Source organism: Pseudarthrobacter oxydans, assembly GCF_013314975.1.
GTDB classification, from domain to species: Bacteria; Actinomycetota; Actinomycetes; order Actinomycetales; family Micrococcaceae; genus Arthrobacter; species Arthrobacter oxydans.
In genome coordinates, this window is record NZ_JABTYH010000018.1 from 21,641 (window position 1) to 39,372 (window position 17,732).

At 68.2% G+C, this 17,732-nt stretch carries 20 protein-coding genes; 8 read left to right on the forward strand and 12 right to left on the reverse strand.

Annotated features, from left to right (window positions below; genetic code table 11):
* Nucleotides 1-2: 2 nt before the first annotated feature.
* The 3 genes from HTS88_RS12870 to HTS88_RS12880 form a co-directional block, all read right to left on the reverse strand.
* Nucleotides 3-206: a hypothetical protein gene (locus HTS88_RS12870; RefSeq protein WP_174178955.1), complete on the reverse strand. Its 204-nt coding sequence runs from the start codon at nt 204-206 to the stop codon at nt 3-5.
* Between the two features lie 94 nt (nt 207-300).
* Nucleotides 301-1,281, reverse strand: coding sequence for a prephenate dehydratase (gene pheA, locus HTS88_RS12875; protein ID WP_174178957.1), 981 nt, complete (start codon nt 1,279-1,281; stop codon nt 301-303).
* Between the two features lie 82 nt (nt 1,282-1,363).
* Nucleotides 1,364-1,690 (reverse strand): rhodanese-like domain-containing protein, encoded by a 327-nt coding sequence (locus HTS88_RS12880; protein ID WP_174178959.1) that lies wholly within the window; start codon nt 1,688-1,690, stop codon nt 1,364-1,366.
* Between the two features lie 196 nt (nt 1,691-1,886).
* Here HTS88_RS12880 and HTS88_RS12885 point away from each other — a divergent pair, with 196 nt between their 5' ends.
* The 4 genes from HTS88_RS12885 (at nt 1,887) to HTS88_RS12900 (ending at nt 4,635) form a co-directional block, all read left to right on the forward strand.
* Nucleotides 1,887-3,314 carry an amidase gene (locus HTS88_RS12885; protein ID WP_174178961.1) on the forward strand — a complete coding sequence of 476 codons (1,428 nt, stop codon included), beginning with the start codon at nt 1,887-1,889 and terminating at the stop codon, nt 3,312-3,314.
* Nucleotides 3,315-3,457: 143 nt separating this feature from the next.
* Entirely contained in the window at nt 3,458-3,685 is a 228-nt protein-coding gene (locus HTS88_RS12890; RefSeq protein ID WP_174178963.1) for a hypothetical protein, read from the forward strand.
* 128 nt (nt 3,686-3,813) lie between these two features.
* Nucleotides 3,814-4,017: a hypothetical protein gene (locus HTS88_RS12895; protein ID WP_174178965.1), complete on the forward strand. Its 204-nt coding sequence runs from the start codon at nt 3,814-3,816 to the stop codon at nt 4,015-4,017.
* A 162-nt stretch (nt 4,018-4,179) separates the two neighbouring features.
* A complete protein-coding gene (locus HTS88_RS12900) occupies nt 4,180-4,635 on the forward strand; it encodes a LapA family protein (protein WP_246256283.1) in 456 nt (151 codons plus the stop codon).
* Nucleotides 4,636-4,745: 110 nt separating this feature from the next.
* Here the strand turns inward: HTS88_RS12900 and HTS88_RS12905 are convergent, their stop codons facing one another.
* Nucleotides 4,746-6,254: a carboxyl transferase domain-containing protein gene (locus tag HTS88_RS12905; RefSeq protein ID WP_174178967.1), complete on the reverse strand. Its 1,509-nt coding sequence runs from the start codon at nt 6,252-6,254 to the stop codon at nt 4,746-4,748.
* Nucleotides 6,255-6,277: 23 nt separating this feature from the next.
* Here HTS88_RS12905 and HTS88_RS22410 point away from each other — a divergent pair, with 23 nt between their 5' ends.
* Nucleotides 6,278-6,415, forward strand: coding sequence for an FCD domain-containing protein (locus tag HTS88_RS22410; protein WP_251420810.1), 138 nt, complete (start codon nt 6,278-6,280; stop codon nt 6,413-6,415).
* Between the two features lie 221 nt (nt 6,416-6,636).
* A complete protein-coding gene (locus HTS88_RS12915; protein ID WP_174179056.1) occupies nt 6,637-8,064 on the forward strand; it encodes an FAD-binding oxidoreductase in 1,428 nt (475 codons plus the stop codon).
* A 32-nt stretch (nt 8,065-8,096) separates the two neighbouring features.
* Here HTS88_RS12915 and HTS88_RS12920 read toward each other — a convergent pair whose 3' ends face one another.
* Together HTS88_RS12920 and HTS88_RS12925 are read right to left on the reverse strand one after the other, a co-directional pair.
* A complete protein-coding gene (locus tag HTS88_RS12920) occupies nt 8,097-8,657 on the reverse strand; it encodes a DUF4190 domain-containing protein (RefSeq protein WP_174178969.1) in 561 nt (186 codons plus the stop codon).
* 51 nt (nt 8,658-8,708) lie between these two features.
* Complete coding sequence (locus HTS88_RS12925) at nt 8,709-9,575, reverse strand: NERD domain-containing protein (RefSeq protein ID WP_174178971.1); 867 nt, start codon at nt 9,573-9,575, stop codon at nt 8,709-8,711.
* A 248-nt stretch (nt 9,576-9,823) separates the two neighbouring features.
* On the opposite strand from HTS88_RS12925, the gene pgm reads away from it, so the two are divergent.
* Entirely contained in the window at nt 9,824-11,497 is a 1,674-nt protein-coding gene (gene pgm, locus HTS88_RS12930; RefSeq protein WP_174178973.1) for a phosphoglucomutase (alpha-D-glucose-1,6-bisphosphate-dependent), read from the forward strand.
* Here pgm and HTS88_RS12935 read toward each other — a convergent pair.
* Nucleotides 11,487-11,984, reverse strand: coding sequence for a 2'-5' RNA ligase family protein (locus tag HTS88_RS12935; RefSeq protein WP_174178975.1), 498 nt, complete (start codon nt 11,982-11,984; stop codon nt 11,487-11,489). The two genes, pgm and HTS88_RS12935, sit on opposite strands and share 11 nt — an antisense overlap.
* Before the next feature lie 135 nt (nt 11,985-12,119).
* Nucleotides 12,120-12,725: a malonic semialdehyde reductase gene (locus tag HTS88_RS12940; protein WP_174178976.1), complete on the reverse strand. Its 606-nt coding sequence runs from the start codon at nt 12,723-12,725 to the stop codon at nt 12,120-12,122.
* A gap of 209 nt (nt 12,726-12,934) precedes the next feature.
* On the opposite strand from HTS88_RS12940, the gene HTS88_RS12945 reads away from it, so the two are divergent.
* A complete protein-coding gene (locus HTS88_RS12945; protein WP_174178978.1) occupies nt 12,935-14,287 on the forward strand; it encodes a uracil-xanthine permease family protein in 1,353 nt (450 codons plus the stop codon).
* Here HTS88_RS12945 and HTS88_RS12950 read toward each other — a convergent pair whose 3' ends face one another.
* The 4 genes from HTS88_RS12950 to HTS88_RS12965 all read right to left on the reverse strand — a co-directional run bounded on the left by HTS88_RS12950 (nt 14,288) and on the right by HTS88_RS12965 (nt 17,651).
* Nucleotides 14,288-15,154 carry an SGNH/GDSL hydrolase family protein gene (locus tag HTS88_RS12950; RefSeq protein WP_174179058.1) on the reverse strand — a complete coding sequence of 289 codons (867 nt, stop codon included), beginning with the start codon at nt 15,152-15,154 and terminating at the stop codon, nt 14,288-14,290.
* A 47-nt stretch (nt 15,155-15,201) separates the two neighbouring features.
* Complete coding sequence (locus HTS88_RS12955; RefSeq protein WP_174178980.1) at nt 15,202-16,101, reverse strand: GAF domain-containing protein; 900 nt, start codon at nt 16,099-16,101, stop codon at nt 15,202-15,204.
* 241 nt (nt 16,102-16,342) lie between these two features.
* Nucleotides 16,343-16,696 carry a hypothetical protein gene (locus HTS88_RS12960; protein ID WP_174178982.1) on the reverse strand — a complete coding sequence of 118 codons (354 nt, stop codon included), beginning with the start codon at nt 16,694-16,696 and terminating at the stop codon, nt 16,343-16,345.
* Between the two features lie 55 nt (nt 16,697-16,751).
* Complete coding sequence (locus HTS88_RS12965; RefSeq protein WP_174178984.1) at nt 16,752-17,651, reverse strand: SDR family oxidoreductase; 900 nt, start codon at nt 17,649-17,651, stop codon at nt 16,752-16,754.
* Between the last annotated feature and the right edge of the window lie 81 nt (nt 17,652-17,732).

Here is a 17,732-nt window from a genome sequence, read left to right on the forward strand (position 1 = left end):
GGCTATTCGCTATTGCGCTTCTTTACCTCCGCCGCCTTAGCCGCCGCGTGGGCCTCGGACTGCTCCCGGATCATGGCCTGCTCTTCTTCGAAGCGCAGGCGGTCAGCACGGTCGGCGTCGTCCCCGTCCCAGTCCTGGTTGTCGGCAGTGGGCCGGGGGTTGACGATCATCCCCTGGCCGTCGTTGTCGGTGCCGCTGGCAGTCATGACGCGCTCCCTTCGCTAGGGGCCATCCCCCGTGTGGATCAAGTAAGCATACGCATTGTCCACAACCCGCGGAAGTACTTGGAACGGCATTCACCTACGCTTTGGGCGAAGCGGAGGAACCGTTTTCGGCGGGCTCTCCTGCAGGCCGGAGAATGCCTGCCACCCACGCCCGTGCCGATTGGAAGGCCTGGTCAGCAGTGTGCGGCTCAACCGGTGCTGCCTGCAAGTCGGCCCGCGGATATGACCCCAGGAAGCGGGTGGCGGGACTGATGCGGTGGAGCCCGGCCAGGGCGTCGGCCATCCGTTCGTCGCCCACGTGCCCGTCGGCGTCGATGCTGAAGAAGTAGTCCCCGAGGTACTGTCCGGTGGGCCGGGACTCGATGCGGCTGAGGTTCACTCCCCGGCTGGCGAACTGGTCGAGGATTTCCATGAGGGCGCCGGGCCGGTCCTCGGGGAGCGGGACCACCAGCGTGGTCTTGTCCGCACCTGTGCGCGCGGGCAGGACACCCGGCCGGCTGACCAGGATAAAACGGGTCACGGCGTCCGGGTTGTCGCCGATATCCTCAGCCAACACCGAGAGTCCGGGCTGCTCCCGGGCCACCAACGGAGCGCAAATGGCGGCGTCATAATGGCAGTCCTCTTCAAGGAGCCCCAGGGCTGAGGCAGCCGTGGACGGGCCGGGAACATATTCTGCTGACGGAATATTTGCGTCCATCCACAGGCGGCACTGTGCCCAGGCATGGCCGTGGGTTGATACCCGCCGCACGTCGGCCAAGCGGACTCCGGGCCTTGCCACCAGCACGAAGCTGATGGGCACCAGGACTTCGCGGATAATCCGCAGCTCGCCACCGCCGGCGATCGCGTCGAGGGTGGCGGTGACGCCGCCTTCAACGGAGTTTTCGATCGGGACCATCGCGGCGTGGACTGATCCGTCGCGCACCCAGTCCAGTGCAGCGTTGACGTTCGAGGCCGGGACGCGGGTGGCCTGCCCGGCGTCCGGCACCTGCAGGAGGGCTGCCTCGGTGAAGGTACCCTGTGGCCCCAGGAAGGCATAGGTGGGGGAGGACGCGGACATACACATTCCTTTACGGGATCAGCGCCGACGGGAGCGCCGGCAGAAGCTGCAGCCGGGACATGCCCGGGTCCAAGCCTCCCTGCTAGAGCACCATCGGCTTCAGGCCGTTGTCCGAGACGAGCGGCTTGCCGGCCTCCAGCCACATGTCCATCCCGCCGGAAACGTTGATGGCGGTATAGCCCTGGCCGGTAAGCCACTGCGCAGCGCGGAAGGAGCGCCCGCCGGTGCGGCAGATGACGTAGACATCCTCGTCCGGATCGAGTTCATCCAGCCGCGCCGGGAGCTGGTCCATGGGAATGTGGAGGGCACCATCTGCATGGCCTGCCACCCACTCGTAGTCCTCGCGGACGTCTAGGATGACGGCGTCATCGGGGATGTCGCCGACGGGGACGTTGTCGAAATCGCTCATGGAGGGTCCTGCCTTCGCGGATCGGTGTCGGATTAAAGCCTAGTGCTTCCGCCTCCACCTGGCGGCAGGCCCGGCCCACGTTAAGCTTCTGAGTGACCCTAGGAGGAACCGTTGTTCCCTGCGCAGCCCGCCCCGGCCACTGCCGGAAGCCGCAGCTTCCCGCCACGGCACTGCCCTGGCGTGGAGGCGTGCGGCCTTGCCTGAACTCCACGAACTGCCGGCCGTCGCCCTCCGGGATCTCCTGCGGAAGGGGCAGGTGTCAGCGGCGGAGGCCGCGGCGCATTTCCTGGCCAGGATCGAACAGCAGAACCCGCTGCTGGGCGCTTTCATTACGGTGACGGCGGAACAGGCGATGGCGGACGCCCGCACCGCCGACTCGGCGCGTTCCCACACCCCTTCCGGGGAACTGCCCCTGCTCCACGGCATGCCCCTGGCTTTCAAGGACCTCACCGACGTGGCGGGTGTGGTGACCACCCACGGCAGTGCGGCCCTGGACCATAAGCCGGCACCCGCGGACGGCCCCCTGGTTGCCCTGCTCAAGGAAGCGGGCGTGACCCCCCTGGGCAAGACCCAGGTTCCCGAATTCGGGCTGACGGCCTACAGCGAAAACCGGATTGCGCCTCCGTCGCGCAATCCCCATGCCCTGAGCCGAAGCTCAGGGGGCTCTTCCGGCGGCAGCGCTGCAGCCGTGGCAGCGGGACTCCTGCCTTTCGCCCCAGGCACCGACGGCGGCGGCTCGGTCCGGATCCCCGCAGCCGCCTGCGGGCTGGTAGGGCTCAAGCCGGGCCGCGGTGTGGTCCCGGCCGGTGAAAGCGCTGGTGATCCCGCGCGGCTGGTGGTGGCCGGTCCCATCGCCCGGGACTCCGTGGATGCGGCGCTCATGATGGACGCCCTGGCGGCACCTGGCGCGGCAGGCAGGCCGGATGGCGGCTACCTTGCAGCGGTAGGCCAGGAGCCTCCGCGGCTGCGGATCGGCATCAGCCTGGACAGCCCGTGGTCCGGCACCTTCCCCTTCATCCCGGAGCAGGATGCGCTGGATGCCCTCCGGGTGGGCGGGGACCTGCTGGAACATGCCGGGCATGCCCTCAGCGACGCTTCCATCCGGTACGACAACCGGTACCCGGACGCCTTCACGTCGGCATGGACAGCCGCAGTGGGCGCGGCCAGGATCAGCCCCCACCGCGAGGCCCTGCTGGCGCCCCTCACCCGCACCTTCCGGCGCCGCGCCCAGCAGCGGAGCCCGGCCAAACTCGCCGAGTCCCTCGCATTCCTGCGCCAGTTCCAGCAAGACACCGTGGCGCAGTACGCGCAGTGGGACCTGATGCTCATGCCGTCGCTCGCCCAGGCACCGCGCCCTGTGGGCTGGTTTACCGGTGCCATGCACGGCACTGACCGCTGGCCCGCCGCGCAGTGGCCGGGAGATGCCGACGGCGATTACCGCAAACAGTGCGAATACGCTCCCTGGTCCTCCATGGTGAACGTCTGCGGACTGCCGGCCATCACGCTCCCCGTGCACTGGACCGGCGGGGCGCCAGGGCTGGGGCTGCCGATGGGAATCCAGCTTCTGGGACCTCCGGGATCAGAGTCCCTCCTGCTGCGGGTGGCGCGCCAGCTGGGCTTCTGACCAGCATGTTTGTCCAGCCGGGCCAGTTGTTGACCTCCTCCTTACGCCCGCTTAATGCGCCTGTAACCCGCGGGGAGCAGACTTGTGCCCGTGCCAGGCCGCGGCACCCTTCCGCCAGCCACTGCTCGACGAGGAGTTCCCTTATGAAAGCTGAAAATTCCAGCACGCCTGCCGGCGGGGTGCTTCCTCAACCGGACGGCGCCAGGCCGGACCTCAGCAACGCAACGATCAGGGAGGACCTGGCCGGGCGGGGCCGCTGCGCCCTGGTCCATCTCCCCACCGGACGGACCTGCCTCCTGCAGCTCCGGCACCATGGACCGTGCGAGTTCCACCGTCCACAGGAGGCCGACGACGTCGTCGCCGGCGGGTGACCGCGACGTAGAGCACGAGCGCCGGCGGGCATGGGCACAGGAAGCCGGGCCGTGCGTTGCGCAAAAGTGTCGACTCCGCCGCGGATCAGGAGGACGATTAAAGGGCAGTCACTGTGAGGAGGTCTGTGATGTGCTATTCATCCAGCAAGGACTTCGGGTGGGGCATCAGGAAAGAATCCGACAGCAAGCCCGAGGCAAAGCACGAAGCCCCGGCGGAAACTCCGGAGAAGCCGGTCAAGGCACAGGACTTCACGTTCTGGGCATTCCCGGACTGGCGGAAGACACGGACGCCGGGCACCCGTTCAGCTGAACGGAGCAAGGAGAGGGTCTGAGGCCGCGTCAAGGTCAACGGAAGGGTCTTCGCTGAAGGCCCTTCCCATCTTTCCTGGCCGGCGGCAGGCCGGAGCGCGTCCCGCATTGTGCTGCGGCAAACCCTCCCACTATGGTTGAACCATAAGCATGCTTATTATCTGCACGTGACGAAGGGAACCAGCATGAGTACCGGAAACTACCCATCCGCAGGACAGCCGGAACCGGGAACCGGGAACCACGCCGGCATCCCCTCCGCGCCGGCCCGCACGCCCTCCCCCGCGGATTCCACCGCGGACTCCGCCCTGGCCCGTCCGGACGCGGCCCCGCCGGCAAGCACGGGCACGCCTGCGCCACAGCCATCGGCCGCTGCAGACCAGCCAAGGGTGACCCGGGCGGGGGTTGTGTGGGCGGCAGTCGTAGCGGCCCTGGTGCTCCTGATCCTGCTGATCATCTTCATCCTCCAGAACCAGGACCAGGTGGCCGTCCGGTACTTCGGCCTGGAAGGTCTTGTGCCGCTGGGCATGGCGCTGTTTATTGCCAGCGTGACCGGAGGGGTCCTGGTTGCCATGGCCGGCGGCGCCCGCATCCTCCAGCTCCGCAGGAACGCCCACCGCGCACGGCTGCGGCAACGGAAGTAGGGCGGCGGAACCGGAAGAAGGCGGGTGCAGCGCAGCCGGGCACAGCGATTCCTCCCGTAGAGCGCAGCCGGTCTTGAGTCCGACGGCGGCCTCCGCGGTGCGCGGTCAGCTCACCGCGCGCCGAGGTTGCGGTACTTCGCTGACCGCGCGGCGATGAGCCCATCCACGGGAAGACCGGCGATCGACGCCAGCTCGTATTCGATGGCCCGGGCCATCCGCACGCAGAACTCACGGGGTTCCAGCGAGGCGTCATCGCGCTCGTCCACGATGTGGTCCACCAGGCCGTGGGCATAAAGGGACGCCACATTCACCCCCTGCGCCTGGGCCATCGCGGGTGCATGCTCCACGGTGCGGTGCACGATGGCACTGGCACCCTCGGGAGGCAGGGGGGACAGCCAGCTGTGCTGTGCCGCGATGGTCCTGTCCGCGGGCAGCAGCGCCAGCGCCCCTCCCCCGGACCCCTGGCCCAGCAGCACCGAGACTGACGGCGCGGCCAGCCCGATGAGTTCGTGCAGGGACCGCGCAATCTCTCCTGCCAGTCCGCCTTCCTCCGCCTCCTGCGAGAGCGCCGCACCCGCAGTATCGATGACGGTGAGCAGCGGCAGCCTCAGCTCCTCCGCAAGTTTCATGCCGCGCCGGGCTTCCCGCAGTGAACCGGGGCCCATGCCGGCGGCGGCCTTGCGCAGCGGGCGGGCGTGGCCCAGGACGATGCAGGACTGCCCGCCGAAGCGCGCCAGGGCCAGCAGCAGCCCGGGGTCCTTCTCCCCCTGGCCCGTCCCGTTGAGCGGCAGCGCATCGACGGCACCAAATTTCAGGAGCTGCCTCAGGTCGGGACGCCGGGGATGCCGGGAAATGCCGATGGAGGTCCAGGCGTCCGCAGCAGCGGGCCGCACCGCGAGCGTGGCAGGCGCCTGCGGAAGGGCGGCCTTCTCCCCGCACAGGATGTCCAGGGCCCGGGCCACCAGGCCGGCAAGCTGGCCGGGCTCCACAACGCCGTCGATCAGTCCCTTGCTGAACAGGTTCTCCGAAGTTTGCACGTCTGCAGGGAAAGCCTCCCCGTACAGCGCCTCGTAAACCCGGGGGCCGAGGAACCCCAGCAGTGCCCCGGGTTCGGCCACGTTGATGTGGCCCAGGGATCCCCAGGAGGCCATGACGCCGCCGGTGGTGGGGTGCCGCAGGTAGACGAGGTACGGCAGCCCGGCCTGGCGGTGGGCCCGGACGGCCCCGGTGATCTTCACCATGGACAGGAAGGCCAGTGTCCCTTCCTGCATGCGGGTGCCGCCGGAGGCGGGCCCGGCGAGCAGCGGCAGCCCCTCGGCGGTGGCCCGTTCGACGGCGGCTACGATCCGCTCCGCCGCGGCGTGGCCGATGGAGCCGGCCAGGAAGGAGAATTCGCTGACGATCACCGCCACCCGGCGCCCCCTGATGAGCCCGGCGCCCGTGATCACGGACTCGTCGGTCCCGCTCCGCTCCCGGGCTATTGCCAGGTCGCGGAAGTACTCTGCGGAGACCTCGGGTTCCCGTGCCGGCGCATCCCAGGAAACGAAGGAACCGCGGTCCACCACGTTGTCCAGCAGTTCAGCCGCGCCCAGGTGCCGCACCTTTTCCGTCGTCGGCATGCTACTTCGCCCCGGCGGTCACGGTGGCTGCAAGGCCCGGGCAGTCGCTCGCCTCGCACCGCAAGATTGCCGATGCCATCCGGAGCCAGGACGCTGAGGGGGCGGCGGAGGCCATGCTGGCCCACATCGAGCTGGTCTCGGACGTGGAGCTGCTCCGCTAACTGCACTCCCCTGGCAGGCGGCCGCGCAGTCGACGGGCCAGGCCGCCAAAAAGCTGTTGACCGGGCCCTTCGGCGATCCTAAAATCTGGACATCACCTGAGCCTGCCCCTGGTGCTTGCAGGTATTTCTTCCAGCGAGTATTCCTTCCAGCGAGGTGCCCCGGCGCCTCTCACTTCCCCTCATATTGCACAGGGCCCAGACCCTTAGCGGAAGCACTGATGATGTCCACAGTCCATGACACCAACCGGGAACCGGAAATACAGCAGGCGCTGCACGGGCTGCGCGCCAGGCTGTCGGGTTCCCTGATCGAGCCGGATGATCCCTTGTACGACGAAGCCCGGCGGGTATGGAACGGCATGATCGATCTCCGGCCACGCGCCGTCGTCCGCGCCGGAGCGATAGCCGACATTGACGCCGTGCTGGATGCCGTCCGGCGCAGCGGCCTGGCGCTGGCCGTCCGTGGCGGGGGGCACAACATCGCCGGACACGGCAGTGTTGAAGGCGGGCTGGTACTGGACCTGGGACCGCTGAAGCACGTGCACGTGGACGCCGGGAGGAGGCTGGTGACCGTGGAACCCGGAGCCACCCTGGCCGACGTCGACCACGCAACCGCCGCATACAACCTTGCCGTCCCGCTCGGAGTGATCAGCGGAACTGGCGTGGCGGGACTTGCCCTCGGCGGCGGCGTGGGCTGGCTGACACGCTCCAACGGCCTGACCCTGGATAACCTGGAATCCGTGGACGTGGTCACCGCCACCGGGGAACACCTGCGCGCCAGCATGCAGGAGAATCCTGAGCTGTTCTGGGGGCTGCGCGGCGGCGGCGGAAACTTCGGGGTGGCGTCCTCCTTCACCTTCCGCGCCCGGCCCCTGCCGCCCCAGCCGCTGGGAGGGAACCTGTTCTACCGGCCCGAACACTGGCGCAACGCCCTCCTGGCTTTTGCCGGCTGGACCCGGGACCTGCCGGACGGGATGAACCCGATCGCCTCGTTCCTGGTCTTCCCGGAAGAGTTCGGGATGGGCAGCGACCCGTGGATGATCATAGGATTCGCGTGGGTGGCAGAGGACCAGCAGGCAGGGCTCGCCCTGGTTGACCAGCTCCGGGCCGCCGCGCCTCCCGACCAAGAGGAAATCGGCCCTACCTCCTGGCTTGACTGGCAGAGCGCCATGGACAGCGTGTTTCCCAAAGGTTCCCGCGGCTACTGGAAGAACGTCTCCTTCTCCCGCCTCGACGGGGAGTCAGTGGATGTCCTGCTGGGCTTCGCCTCCGAGCTGGCATGGGAAGGTACCGGCATTGACATCCACCACATGGAGGGAGCGTTCGGACGGGTGCCGGAGGATGCAACGGCGTTCCCCAACCGTTCTGCCCGCTACTGGCTCAATGTCTACGGCTTCTGGCGGGACCCCAGCGAGGACGAGCGGCTGACCGCGTTCGCCCGCACGGCCTACGGGCTTATGCAGCCGTTCGCGGAGCACGGCGAGTACGTCAACTTCCTGGGCGCCGAGGCGGGGCCCAGGGACGCGGACGCCGCCCGCGCGGCCTACGGGCCGGAGAAGTTCCGGCGCCTGGCAGCCCTCAAGGACCGCTATGATCCCCACAACCTCTTCCGCCTCAATCACAACATCCCGCCAACACAGGCGTTCATGTGATCACAGGCGCCCATGTGATGGGGTGAGCGGCCCTAGAACGTGTACGTGGGTCCGCTGGTGGAACTGGCGATCGCCAGGCCGATGATGGCCAGCAGCCAGAACGCGCCGTAGCCCAGGAGGCACAGGTAGCCCAGGACCAGCCCGGCAATGGACATGCCCCTGCCGGCCGGTTCGCGTTTGAGCGCCATGTGGCCGGTGATGATTGCTGCAATCTGCGGGAGCAGGAGCCAGCCCATGATCACCGAGGCGATACCGCACACCATGCTGGCGATGCTCAGCGTCTTGGGCTCCGCCTGCATGCCGTAATACCCCTGCGGGGCGTACGGGCCTGCCGGCTGGCCATAAGGGGCGGGCTGCTGGTTGTACGGGCTCGGCGGCTGGCCGTAGGCACCGCCGTACTGGCCGGGTCCGCTATGCGTGCCTTGCCCGTAGCCACTCCCACGGCCATCCTGCCCGTAGCTGCCCTGCCCGAAGGTCGGCGCGGAGGGCGACTGGCTGCCGTAGGGCGGCACGAAACGGGGCGGTTCAAGGCCGGACGGCGTGCTGGAGTCGGGCTGGCCGGATTCAGGCCGCTGGCTGGGCTGGTCAGACATGGTTCCCCCTAGGAATTGTGGTTCCAGCCTACCCCCGGCCCAGGGGCGGATCTATTGCCCCCAATAGGGCAGGATGTACACCGCAAAGATGACGAACGCCGCAAGCAGGGCTAATCGTCCGGCGCCGCCGGTACCGTGCCGGCGGGCCTTTGGAGCCGCGCGGTGGCCCGCTGGTCGGTAGCCTTCCCCCGTCCCGGCGGCCGAAGGGTTGCCCCGGACCGCCGGCCGCACTGACGAACCCGACCTGGCGGCGGGAGCTCCGGCATTCGCCGGTGGCGCCGCGGGCGGAACCACCGTGCCCGGGCGGACGTGCCGGAACGCCATGATGCCCGGTTCCTGTTCATGGGTGAGGTCCTGGCCCAGCTGTGCGTACAGCCCCGCCACGGCCTGCTGGTCCAGCACCTGGGGCAGTGCCTCGATGGCACCCACCACACGCTGCGTCCCGGCCACGGCCACGTCCGACGCGGTCACCCCAAACAGGTCCGGCTGGGCGGCCATGCAGATCAGCGGGCGGACCAGCCGCCGGTACGGCGGCGACACCACGGACGATACCGCGGCACACTGGGCCAGGGCGCCTTCCACCGCCTGCGTCCGTGCGTACCGGCCCTGCCAAAGCACCCCGGACAACACCCGCACCTCGCCGGTCCAGTTCTTGCAGTCGACCACCACTACACCGCCAGGCCCCACGAGGACGTGGTCCAGGCTGGCCTTCGGCCGGCCGGGCCAGTGCACGTCATGGAGCACGTACCAGCCCCGCGGGACCAGTTCGCCAAGCTTGTCCGCAACCACCTTCTCGCTGACGGCATCCGCATCCCAGGGCTTTGTGGCGCCTTCGGCCTCGTCCAGCCGGCGCTTGAGCCTGGCCACCCTTTCGGCGGCCAGCCTGGACTGCTCGGCTTTCCCGTCTCCTGCCCCCATGGCCGCCCCTGCTTCCCTGCCGGAAGGACGACGGCGGGGGGGCCGCCGTCGTGCCTTGCTCTCGGATGAATTCCCCGACTTTTTCGAAAGTAACAGGGCGTGCAGCGGCCGGTATATAAGTACTTTGGTGGGGTCTGTACTCAGGTTGACTACTCGTTTGATGACGATCTTCCGTCACAGGCCGGACACAGTGGCCGCATTCCGGACGGATCGTTTTGACTCAGGTCCCTGTCTGGCATGCTGGTGGCATGGCTAGCCGCGCGGGCACAGTTGCCCAACCCCAGGACCTTGTTGACATCACTGCGCTCCTTGACGCGTATTACGACATCACGCCCGATCTCGGTGATCCCGGCCAGCGCGTGGCGTTCGGCACGTCCGGACACCGCGGCTCCAGCCTGAAGGCGTCATTCAACGAGCAACACATCGTTGCCATCACCCAGGCCATCGTGGAGTACCGGGCGGGGCAGGGCATCACCGGGCCGCTGTTCCTGGCCAAGGACACGCACGCCCTCAGCGAGCCCGCGCAGAACTCCGCGCTCGAGGTCCTGGCAGCCAACGGCGTCCAGGTCCTCGTTGACGCCCGCCACGGCTACACCCCCACGCCGGCGCTCAGCCACGCAATCCTTACCTACAACCGGAATGCCGGCGCCGGCGCCCCGCAGGCAGACGGCATCGTTGTCACGCCAAGCCACAACCCGCCGGCCGACGGCGGCTTCAAGTACAACCCCCCACACGGCGGGCCTGCCGATTCCGATGCCACCGGCTGGATCGCCAACCGCGCCAACGAACTCCTGGAGAACGGCCTGCGCGGGGTGAAGCGGATCCCGCTGGCCGACGCCCTGGCTGCGGACACCACCGGTAAGTTCGACTTCCTCAGCAGCTACGTGGACGACCTTCCCTCCGTCCTGAACCTGGATGCCATCCGCAACGCCGGCGTGCGGATTGGCGCCGACCCCATGGGCGGTGCCTCCGTGGACTACTGGGGCGAGATCGGCGAGCGCCACCACCTGGACCTCACCGTGGTGAACCCCACGGTGGATCCGCAGTGGGCTTTCATGACCCTGGACTGGGACGAGAAGATCCGGATGGACTGCTCCTCCCCGGCCGCCATGGCCTCGCTGATCCAGCGGATGGCTGCCGGTGCGGACGGGACGGCAGCCTACGACGTCGCCACCGGCAACGATGCCGACGCCGACCGGCACGGCATCGTCACGCCCCTTGTCGATGGAGTGGGTGGTTTGATGAACCCCAACCACTACCTCGCGGTCGCCATCGATTACCTCTACCGCAACCGCAGCGGCTGGAACCCGGCCTCCGTGGTGGGAAAGACCCTGGTGTCGTCCTCCATCATCGACCGGGTAGCCCAGAGCCTGGGCCGCAAGCTCGTGGAGGTCCCGGTCGGCTTCAAGTGGTTCGTGCCCGGCCTGCTCTCCGGGGAGGGCGCCTTCGGCGGCGAGGAATCGGCCGGCGCTTCCTTCAACAAGCTGGACGGCAGCGTCTGGACCACGGACAAGGACGGCATCCTGCTGGCCCTGCTCGCCTCGGAAATCACGGCGGTCACCGGCAAGTCCCCGTCCCAGCTCTACAAGGGCCTGACGGACCAGTTCGGCGCCCCCGTCTACGCGCGCATTGACGCAGCAGCCACGCGGGAGCAGAAGTCGGCACTCGGCAAGCTGTCGCCGTCGGACGTCACCGCCACCAGCCTGGCCGGGGAACCCATCCTGGCCAAGCTGACCGAGGCGCCCGGCAACGGCGCGTCCATCGGCGGGCTGAAGGTGGTTACGGAGAACGCCTGGTTCGCCGCCCGCCCGTCCGGCACCGAGGACGTCTACAAGATCTACGCCGAGTCGTTCAAGGGCGAGGAGCACCTTAAGCAGGTCCAGGCGGAAGCCAAGGCCCTCGTGGACAGCGTTATCGCCTAGCTGCCCCGGTTTCCGGCAGGCTCCAGAGCTGCAGGATGCGCCGGACGGTGCGTTTACCGTCCGGCGCCATGTCCACCAGCGCCACCCGGTCAAGCACCAGGGTGTCGCCCGGGCGCAGGCGGCGGCCGTGCAGGTGGGAGATGTGCGGCCGGTAGCCGGACCTGGTGTGGGCCGGAGTGAGGATCCTGCCGCCGGCGCTTTCGACTGCCGCGGCCAACTGCCCGTGCAGTGCCTGCAGGTCCGGCTGCGGCCGGACAAGGCTGACGGGCACGGAGCCGTTCCGGCCGAACCCCGCGTCCTCCCCCACTGTCAGTGCGGCGCCCAGTGCCGTCTCCGCAGGTGGCCCGGCGAGCGCCGCAAGCTGTTCGGCGACGGCGTTGTCGACGTCGAACCGCAGCAGTGTGATGTGCAGGGGCCACTGCGTCCGCGGAAAGACCTGGCCTTCAGCCACCGGCTCCACGAACGCGACGACGACGAAGTTCCGCATCCGCCCAGTGTGCCACTCCCCCGCGGCCCAACGCTCTCTCACTTAATGCCCTTTAACCGCCATCGCTCTCTCACGCATGAGAGAGCGATGGCCAAAAAGCTGCATTAAGTGAGAGAGCGTCCCGGGGGTTGGGGGTTAGACGGTGCGGACGACATCCTCGTAGGAGAACTTGGGCTTGGCCTCGCCCCAGGCGTCTGCGGCGGGCTGGCCGATGTTGACCACCAGGAAGCTCTTCTGGTCACCCGCGGGGAAGAACGCCTCATCGATGGCACCGAAGTCGGCTCCGGTCATGGGGCCCGCGGAGAACCCGAGGGAGCGTACGGCCAGGATGAAGTAGCCGGCCTGCAGGTGCGCGTTGTTGTTGCCCGTGGCGGCGGCGAGTTCCGGGTTGGCGTCGTACATGGCCTTGGGGGCGTTGTAGCCGGGGAGGAAGGTGTCCCACTGGCCCGCCCAGTTGGTGTCATAGCTGAGGATGGCCACCAGCGGGGCGGAGGCGGTCTTGGCGCGGTTGCCTGGCATGAGGGCGTCAACAAGCTTGGCGCGGGCTTCGTCCGAGCGGACATAGGTGACGCGCAGCGGCTGGGAGTTGAAAGCGGTGGGGCCGAACTTGGTGAGCTCGTAGATGGCCTGCGCCTGCTCGTCGGTCACCTCTCCGGTGAACGAGTTGGCGGTGCGGGCCTGCGCGAAAATAGCGTCGACGGCGGCCGGATCGATAACCGCTTCTTCATGGGCAATGGTCATTGGCGTACCTTTCGCTGTGCCTCCCCGTTTGCGTCGGGGCCGGCGTCGTTGCTTTCCATGGTTGCAACTTCAACCAGCGGTGTCCTCTTCCCGTGACGGCCCGTGACATCGGACACAACGGTCCGTGGGCAGGGCGCGGGCGGTATCCTTGTCCCAGTTAATCTCCGCCCTCCGCGGCATCCCCGAAAGCCCCCGAAAGGCCTCCGCCCATGAGCATGCTCGGAATCAAATGGAAGCTGCACGGCACAGGCAAGTCCATCAAGCCGGGGCACGTGGTGGCCCCCGATGAGCGCCTGGCCTGGCCGCTGACCATCGGCGTGGGCATGCAGCACGTGGTGGCCATGTTCGGCGCCACGTTCCTGGTGCCCATCATCACCGGCATGCCCCCTGCCACCACTTTGTTCTTCTCCGGCATCGGAACGCTGCTCTTCCTGGTGATCACCAAGGGCCGGGTTCCCAGTTACCTCGGCTCAAGCTTCGCGTTCATCGCACCCATCATGGCGTCCCAGCAGCAGTTCGGCGTGCCGGGAGCGCTGGGCGGCGTGGTCCTGGCCGGCGCGGCCCTGGCCCTGGTGGGCGCCATCGTCCAGAAGTTCGGCGCGGGCTGGATCAACCGGCTGATGCCGCCCATCGTCACCGGTGCCATCGTGGCGCTGATCGGGCTCAACCTCGCACCGGCGGCCAAGCAGAATTTCGACGCCGCCCCCGTCACCGCCGTGGTCACCCTGGCCACCATCATCCTGGTCAGCGTGCTGTTCCGGGGGATCCTGGGCCGCCTCAGCATCCTGGTGGGCGTGGTGGTGGGCTACCTTGTGGCGATGCTGCGCGGCGAAGTGAGCTACGACAAGATGGAGGCTGCGGCCTGGGTGGGCCTGCCACAGTTCCAGACTCCCGAGTTCCATGTGGGTGTCCTGGGCCTGTTCGTGCCCGTGGTGCTGGTCCTGGTTGCGGAGAACATCGGCCACGTCAAGTCCGTAGCCGCCATGACCGGCCAGAACCTCGACGGCGTGTCCGGCCGGGCGCTGATGGCTGACGGCGCCGCCACGGTGTTGGCCGGCTTCGGCGGCGGCTCCGGCACCACCACGTACGCAGAAAACATCGGCGTCATGGCCGCCACCAAGGTTTACTCGACGGCGGCATACTGGGTGGCCGGCGTCTTCGCCATCGTCCTGAGTTTCTCCCCCAAGTTCGGCGAGCTCATCGCCACCGTCCCGCCCGGTGTGCTGGGCGGCGCGGCCACCATGCTGTACGGCATGATCGGTATCCTCGGCGTGAAGATCTGGGTGCAGAACAGGGTGAACTTCTCGAACCCGGTGTATCTGACCACCGCCGCCGTGGCACTCATCATCGGCATCGCGGACTACACCTGGACCATCGGTGACCTGAAGTTCACCGGCATCGCACTGGGATCAGCAGCGGCCCTGGTGATCTACCACGGCATGAAGGCCATCGCGAAGGCCCGGGGCACGGCGGCCGAGCCCGAAACCGAGCCGGCGGGGCTTCCTCCCCAGGCCAAGGCAGCGGGGAACGCTGCCGCCCGGCGCGCCCCGAAAAAGCGCTAGCTAGGCCTCCTTCAGGGACAAGGGCTCGGCAGGCAGTCCCGGAGGATGGACTGCCTGCAGATGCCCATGCCCGAAGACGGGCCCGGGACGGGGACGTTTGGGAACCAGCGGGGCCTCCGCGGGGTGCCTGACCTGGCGGATTGCCCAGGGTACGAGGTATTCGCGGGCCCAGGCGATGTCCTTGGCCCGGGCTTCCTTCCAGTTGCGGGGCGGGAGCGCCTTGGGCTGCAAGGGTTCAAGGCTGTGGGGAACGGCCAGCGCCTGCAGCACTCCCAAGGCTATGGTGTGGTGGCCCAGCGGCGAGAAGTGCAGGCGGTCAGGGTCCCACATGCCGGGCCTGGTGAGGTCACGCAGGCACCACAGGTCAACCATCACAGCGTTATGCCGGGCGGCCACCACGTGCAGGTTTTCGTTGAGGATGGCCACTTTGCCGCGTATCTGGCCGAAGACCGGTGTGGCGCCCCAGTCGGGACCGGCGAAGAGGACCACAGTGGCCCCGGAACGGGTGAGCTGCTCCACTCCGGCGTCGATCTTCTCGGCCAGCTTGTCCGGATCGCTGCGGCGGAACACAATGTCGTTGCCGCCGGCGGAGAGCGTCACCAGGTCAGGCTGTGCGGCGAGCGCCGGCCCCACCTGCTGATCCAGGATCTGCTGCAGCCGCAGGCCCCGGATCGCGAGGTTGGCATAGGCGAAATCCGGCTGTCCCGCGCTGAGTTCCTCGGCCACCCTGTCAGCCCAGCCCCGTAGCCCGCCCTGGTTCTTGGGCTCGGGATCCCCCACCCCCTCCGTGAAGGAGTCGCCGAGTGCCACATAGCGGTGCCACGGGTGATGCCCTGGTCCAGGAGCCTGTTCCGCCGGGCTTGCCATATCCAGGCCAACCGGCCAGCCGGGCGACTGCTCCTGCTTCGGCGTTGTCATGCCGTCCTCCCTTCCGCGGTGCGGGATGCGTCCTTGCCCCGCCCGGCCCTCCGCCGGCGGGGCTGTTCCTCCTGCTCCAGCTCGGCTGGGGGCAGCAGGCGGAAGTCCGCGACGCCGTCGGGCGTTCCTTGCCTGAGCCCGGCGGGCTCCCTGCCGGGCTCCCCGGGCATGGGGTTCTCCCTCCCGGGACCCGGCGCAACAACGTTCAGCGCGGCATCGCGCAGGTCGAGTTCGTGGTGCACCGCCTGTGTCTGCAGGAACCGCAGTGCCCCCTCGCGGCTGAGGCCGTACTCGTCCATGAGGCTGCGCACCGCCAGGTCCACCAGGACAAGGGAGCTTTGCACGACGGCGATGCCCGCTTTGGCCTCGGCGCGTTCGGCCGTGCGCACCACAACACGCAGGGCCCGGGCCACATGGTGCGCGTAGCTGCGGCTTCGGAGAAGGTCGTCGCTGCTGAAGGCGTGCGGGACGGCGGCGTAGAGGTTGATGGCGGCGCTCGTCCCGCCTTCGGAGGCGATCGGCATGGACAGGAGCGACTGGACCCCATGGCCGGCGGCCGCGCTGGCGTACCCGGGCCAGCGCCGGTCCCGGCTGACGTCGGACAGCAGCACGAATTCGCCGGTACGGAGGGCTTCGAGGGCCGGTCCGTCAGCGAAGGAGCACTGTTCCTGGTTTGCTTCGAGTGCTCTCTCGGTGCTGGCGGCGACGGTGTGTGCCTGTCCCAGGCGGAAGAGCGTGGCCGCCCAGCTGATGCCGCGCTGCTCGCCCCTGATGTCCGCCATGAAGTCACGGGTGACTTCCCAGAGGTACGTTTCGACGTCCTTGCTGTCGAACACCTGTTCCGGGGGTACTGGAAGGGGTCCCCAGCCGAGCTGCGCTGCGGGTTCAGCCGCCATGATTTACGCCTTGGTTGAAGCGCTCCGGCCTACTGCAAAACCTCTTTCTAAGAATACGTCTCCAGCGCGTTTCAAGGGAGGGGCAGTGCGTTCCGGCCTGCGGGGTTCACACCGTGGACACACGGCATCGCAGGCGCCCCCCGACATGAAAAAGGCCTCCGCGGCGTGGTTCGCAGGGAACCACGCCGCGGAGGCCTTCAGGGACGGCGGTTACCGCCCCCAGGGAGCGGCAGCCGTCCCGTTACCCGGCGTCGAAGCTCTCGCCGCCGTCGTCGTTCGGTGATTTCTCCTCGGGCAGGTCGTTGCCGCTGCCGTCCGGAAGGCCGGCGGCTTCCTGGCCGGACTCGGACGAGACCGGGGCCGAGCCCTGAGAGTCGTCGTTGGACTCATCAATCTCGGCGGCGCTGGAGGGAAGATCAACGTCGCGGGGCACGGGATCCGCCTCCGGATCGGACTGCGGCTCGTTGGTGTCGGCGCCGCCCGCGCCGGAACCGTTCACTGGCGCCTGGGATCCGCCCATCTCCTGCTCGGCGGTGGGAGTGCCGTAGCCGCCCGGGTCCGATTCGGGCTGGGCATGCTGGTTTTCCTGCGTCATGATTTCCTCCTGTTGTCGGTTCGGATGAAGCTGTCCTGCTGGCGTGGATACAGCGTTAGAGGCCCTTGCCGCCGGTTACCGGCAGCACTGCCCCGGAAATGTAGGAGCCGTCCTCGGAGGCCAGCAGCACATAGGCGGCCGCGAGCTCGGCCGGCTGGCCGGCCCGTTCCAGTGGCGTGTCCTGGCCGAACGTGGGGAGTTTGTCCGGCCATTCCGTTGCCGGGATCAGCGGGGTCCAGATGGGCCCGGGGGCTACGGCGTTGACCCTGATGCCCTTGGGCCCGAGTTCCTGTGCCAGCGCCTTGGTGAACGCCACCTGGGCGGCCTTGGTCATGGCGTAGTCGATCAGCGCCGGGGACGGGTTGAAAGCCTGGATCGATGCCGTGGTGATGATGGACGCGCCCGGCTTCAAATGGGGTACCGCGGCCCGCGCCGTCCACAGCAGGGAGTAGAGGTTGGTCTTGAAGACCCGGTCGAATTCCTCGGTGGGCAGCGACTCCAGGCTTTCGCGGTTCTTTTGGTACGCGGCGTTCAGGACCACCACGTCCAGCCGGCCGAATCCGGACGCGGTTTCCTCAGCGATGCGGGTGCTGAAATCCTCTTCCCGGCCGTCTCCCGCAAACAGCAGGACCCGCTGGCCGGCCTTGCGGATCCAGTCTGCGGTGTCCTGCGCGTCCTCTTCCTCTTCCGGAAGGTAGGAGATGGCTACGTCGGCGCCCTCACGCGCGAAGGCGATCGCGGCGGCCTTGCCGATTCCGGAATCGCCGCCCGTGATGAGGGCGGCCTTGCCCTGGAGTTTGCCGTGCCCCTCGTAGCTCAGTTCCCCGTGGTCAGGCTTCGGGTCCATCGGCGCCGTGAGCCCGGGCTGCTTCTGCTCCTGCTCCGGGAACGGTCCGGAGTGGTAGCCGCCCCGGGGATCCTTTGGCTGGTCCTTCTGCTTGTCTGTGTCGCTCATAGTCCGCCTGCTCACTGTGTCGGTTTTCGAAGAGCTCCGCCGTGCACCTGCTCTTCGAAGCTATCCCGGCCGGAGGAACAA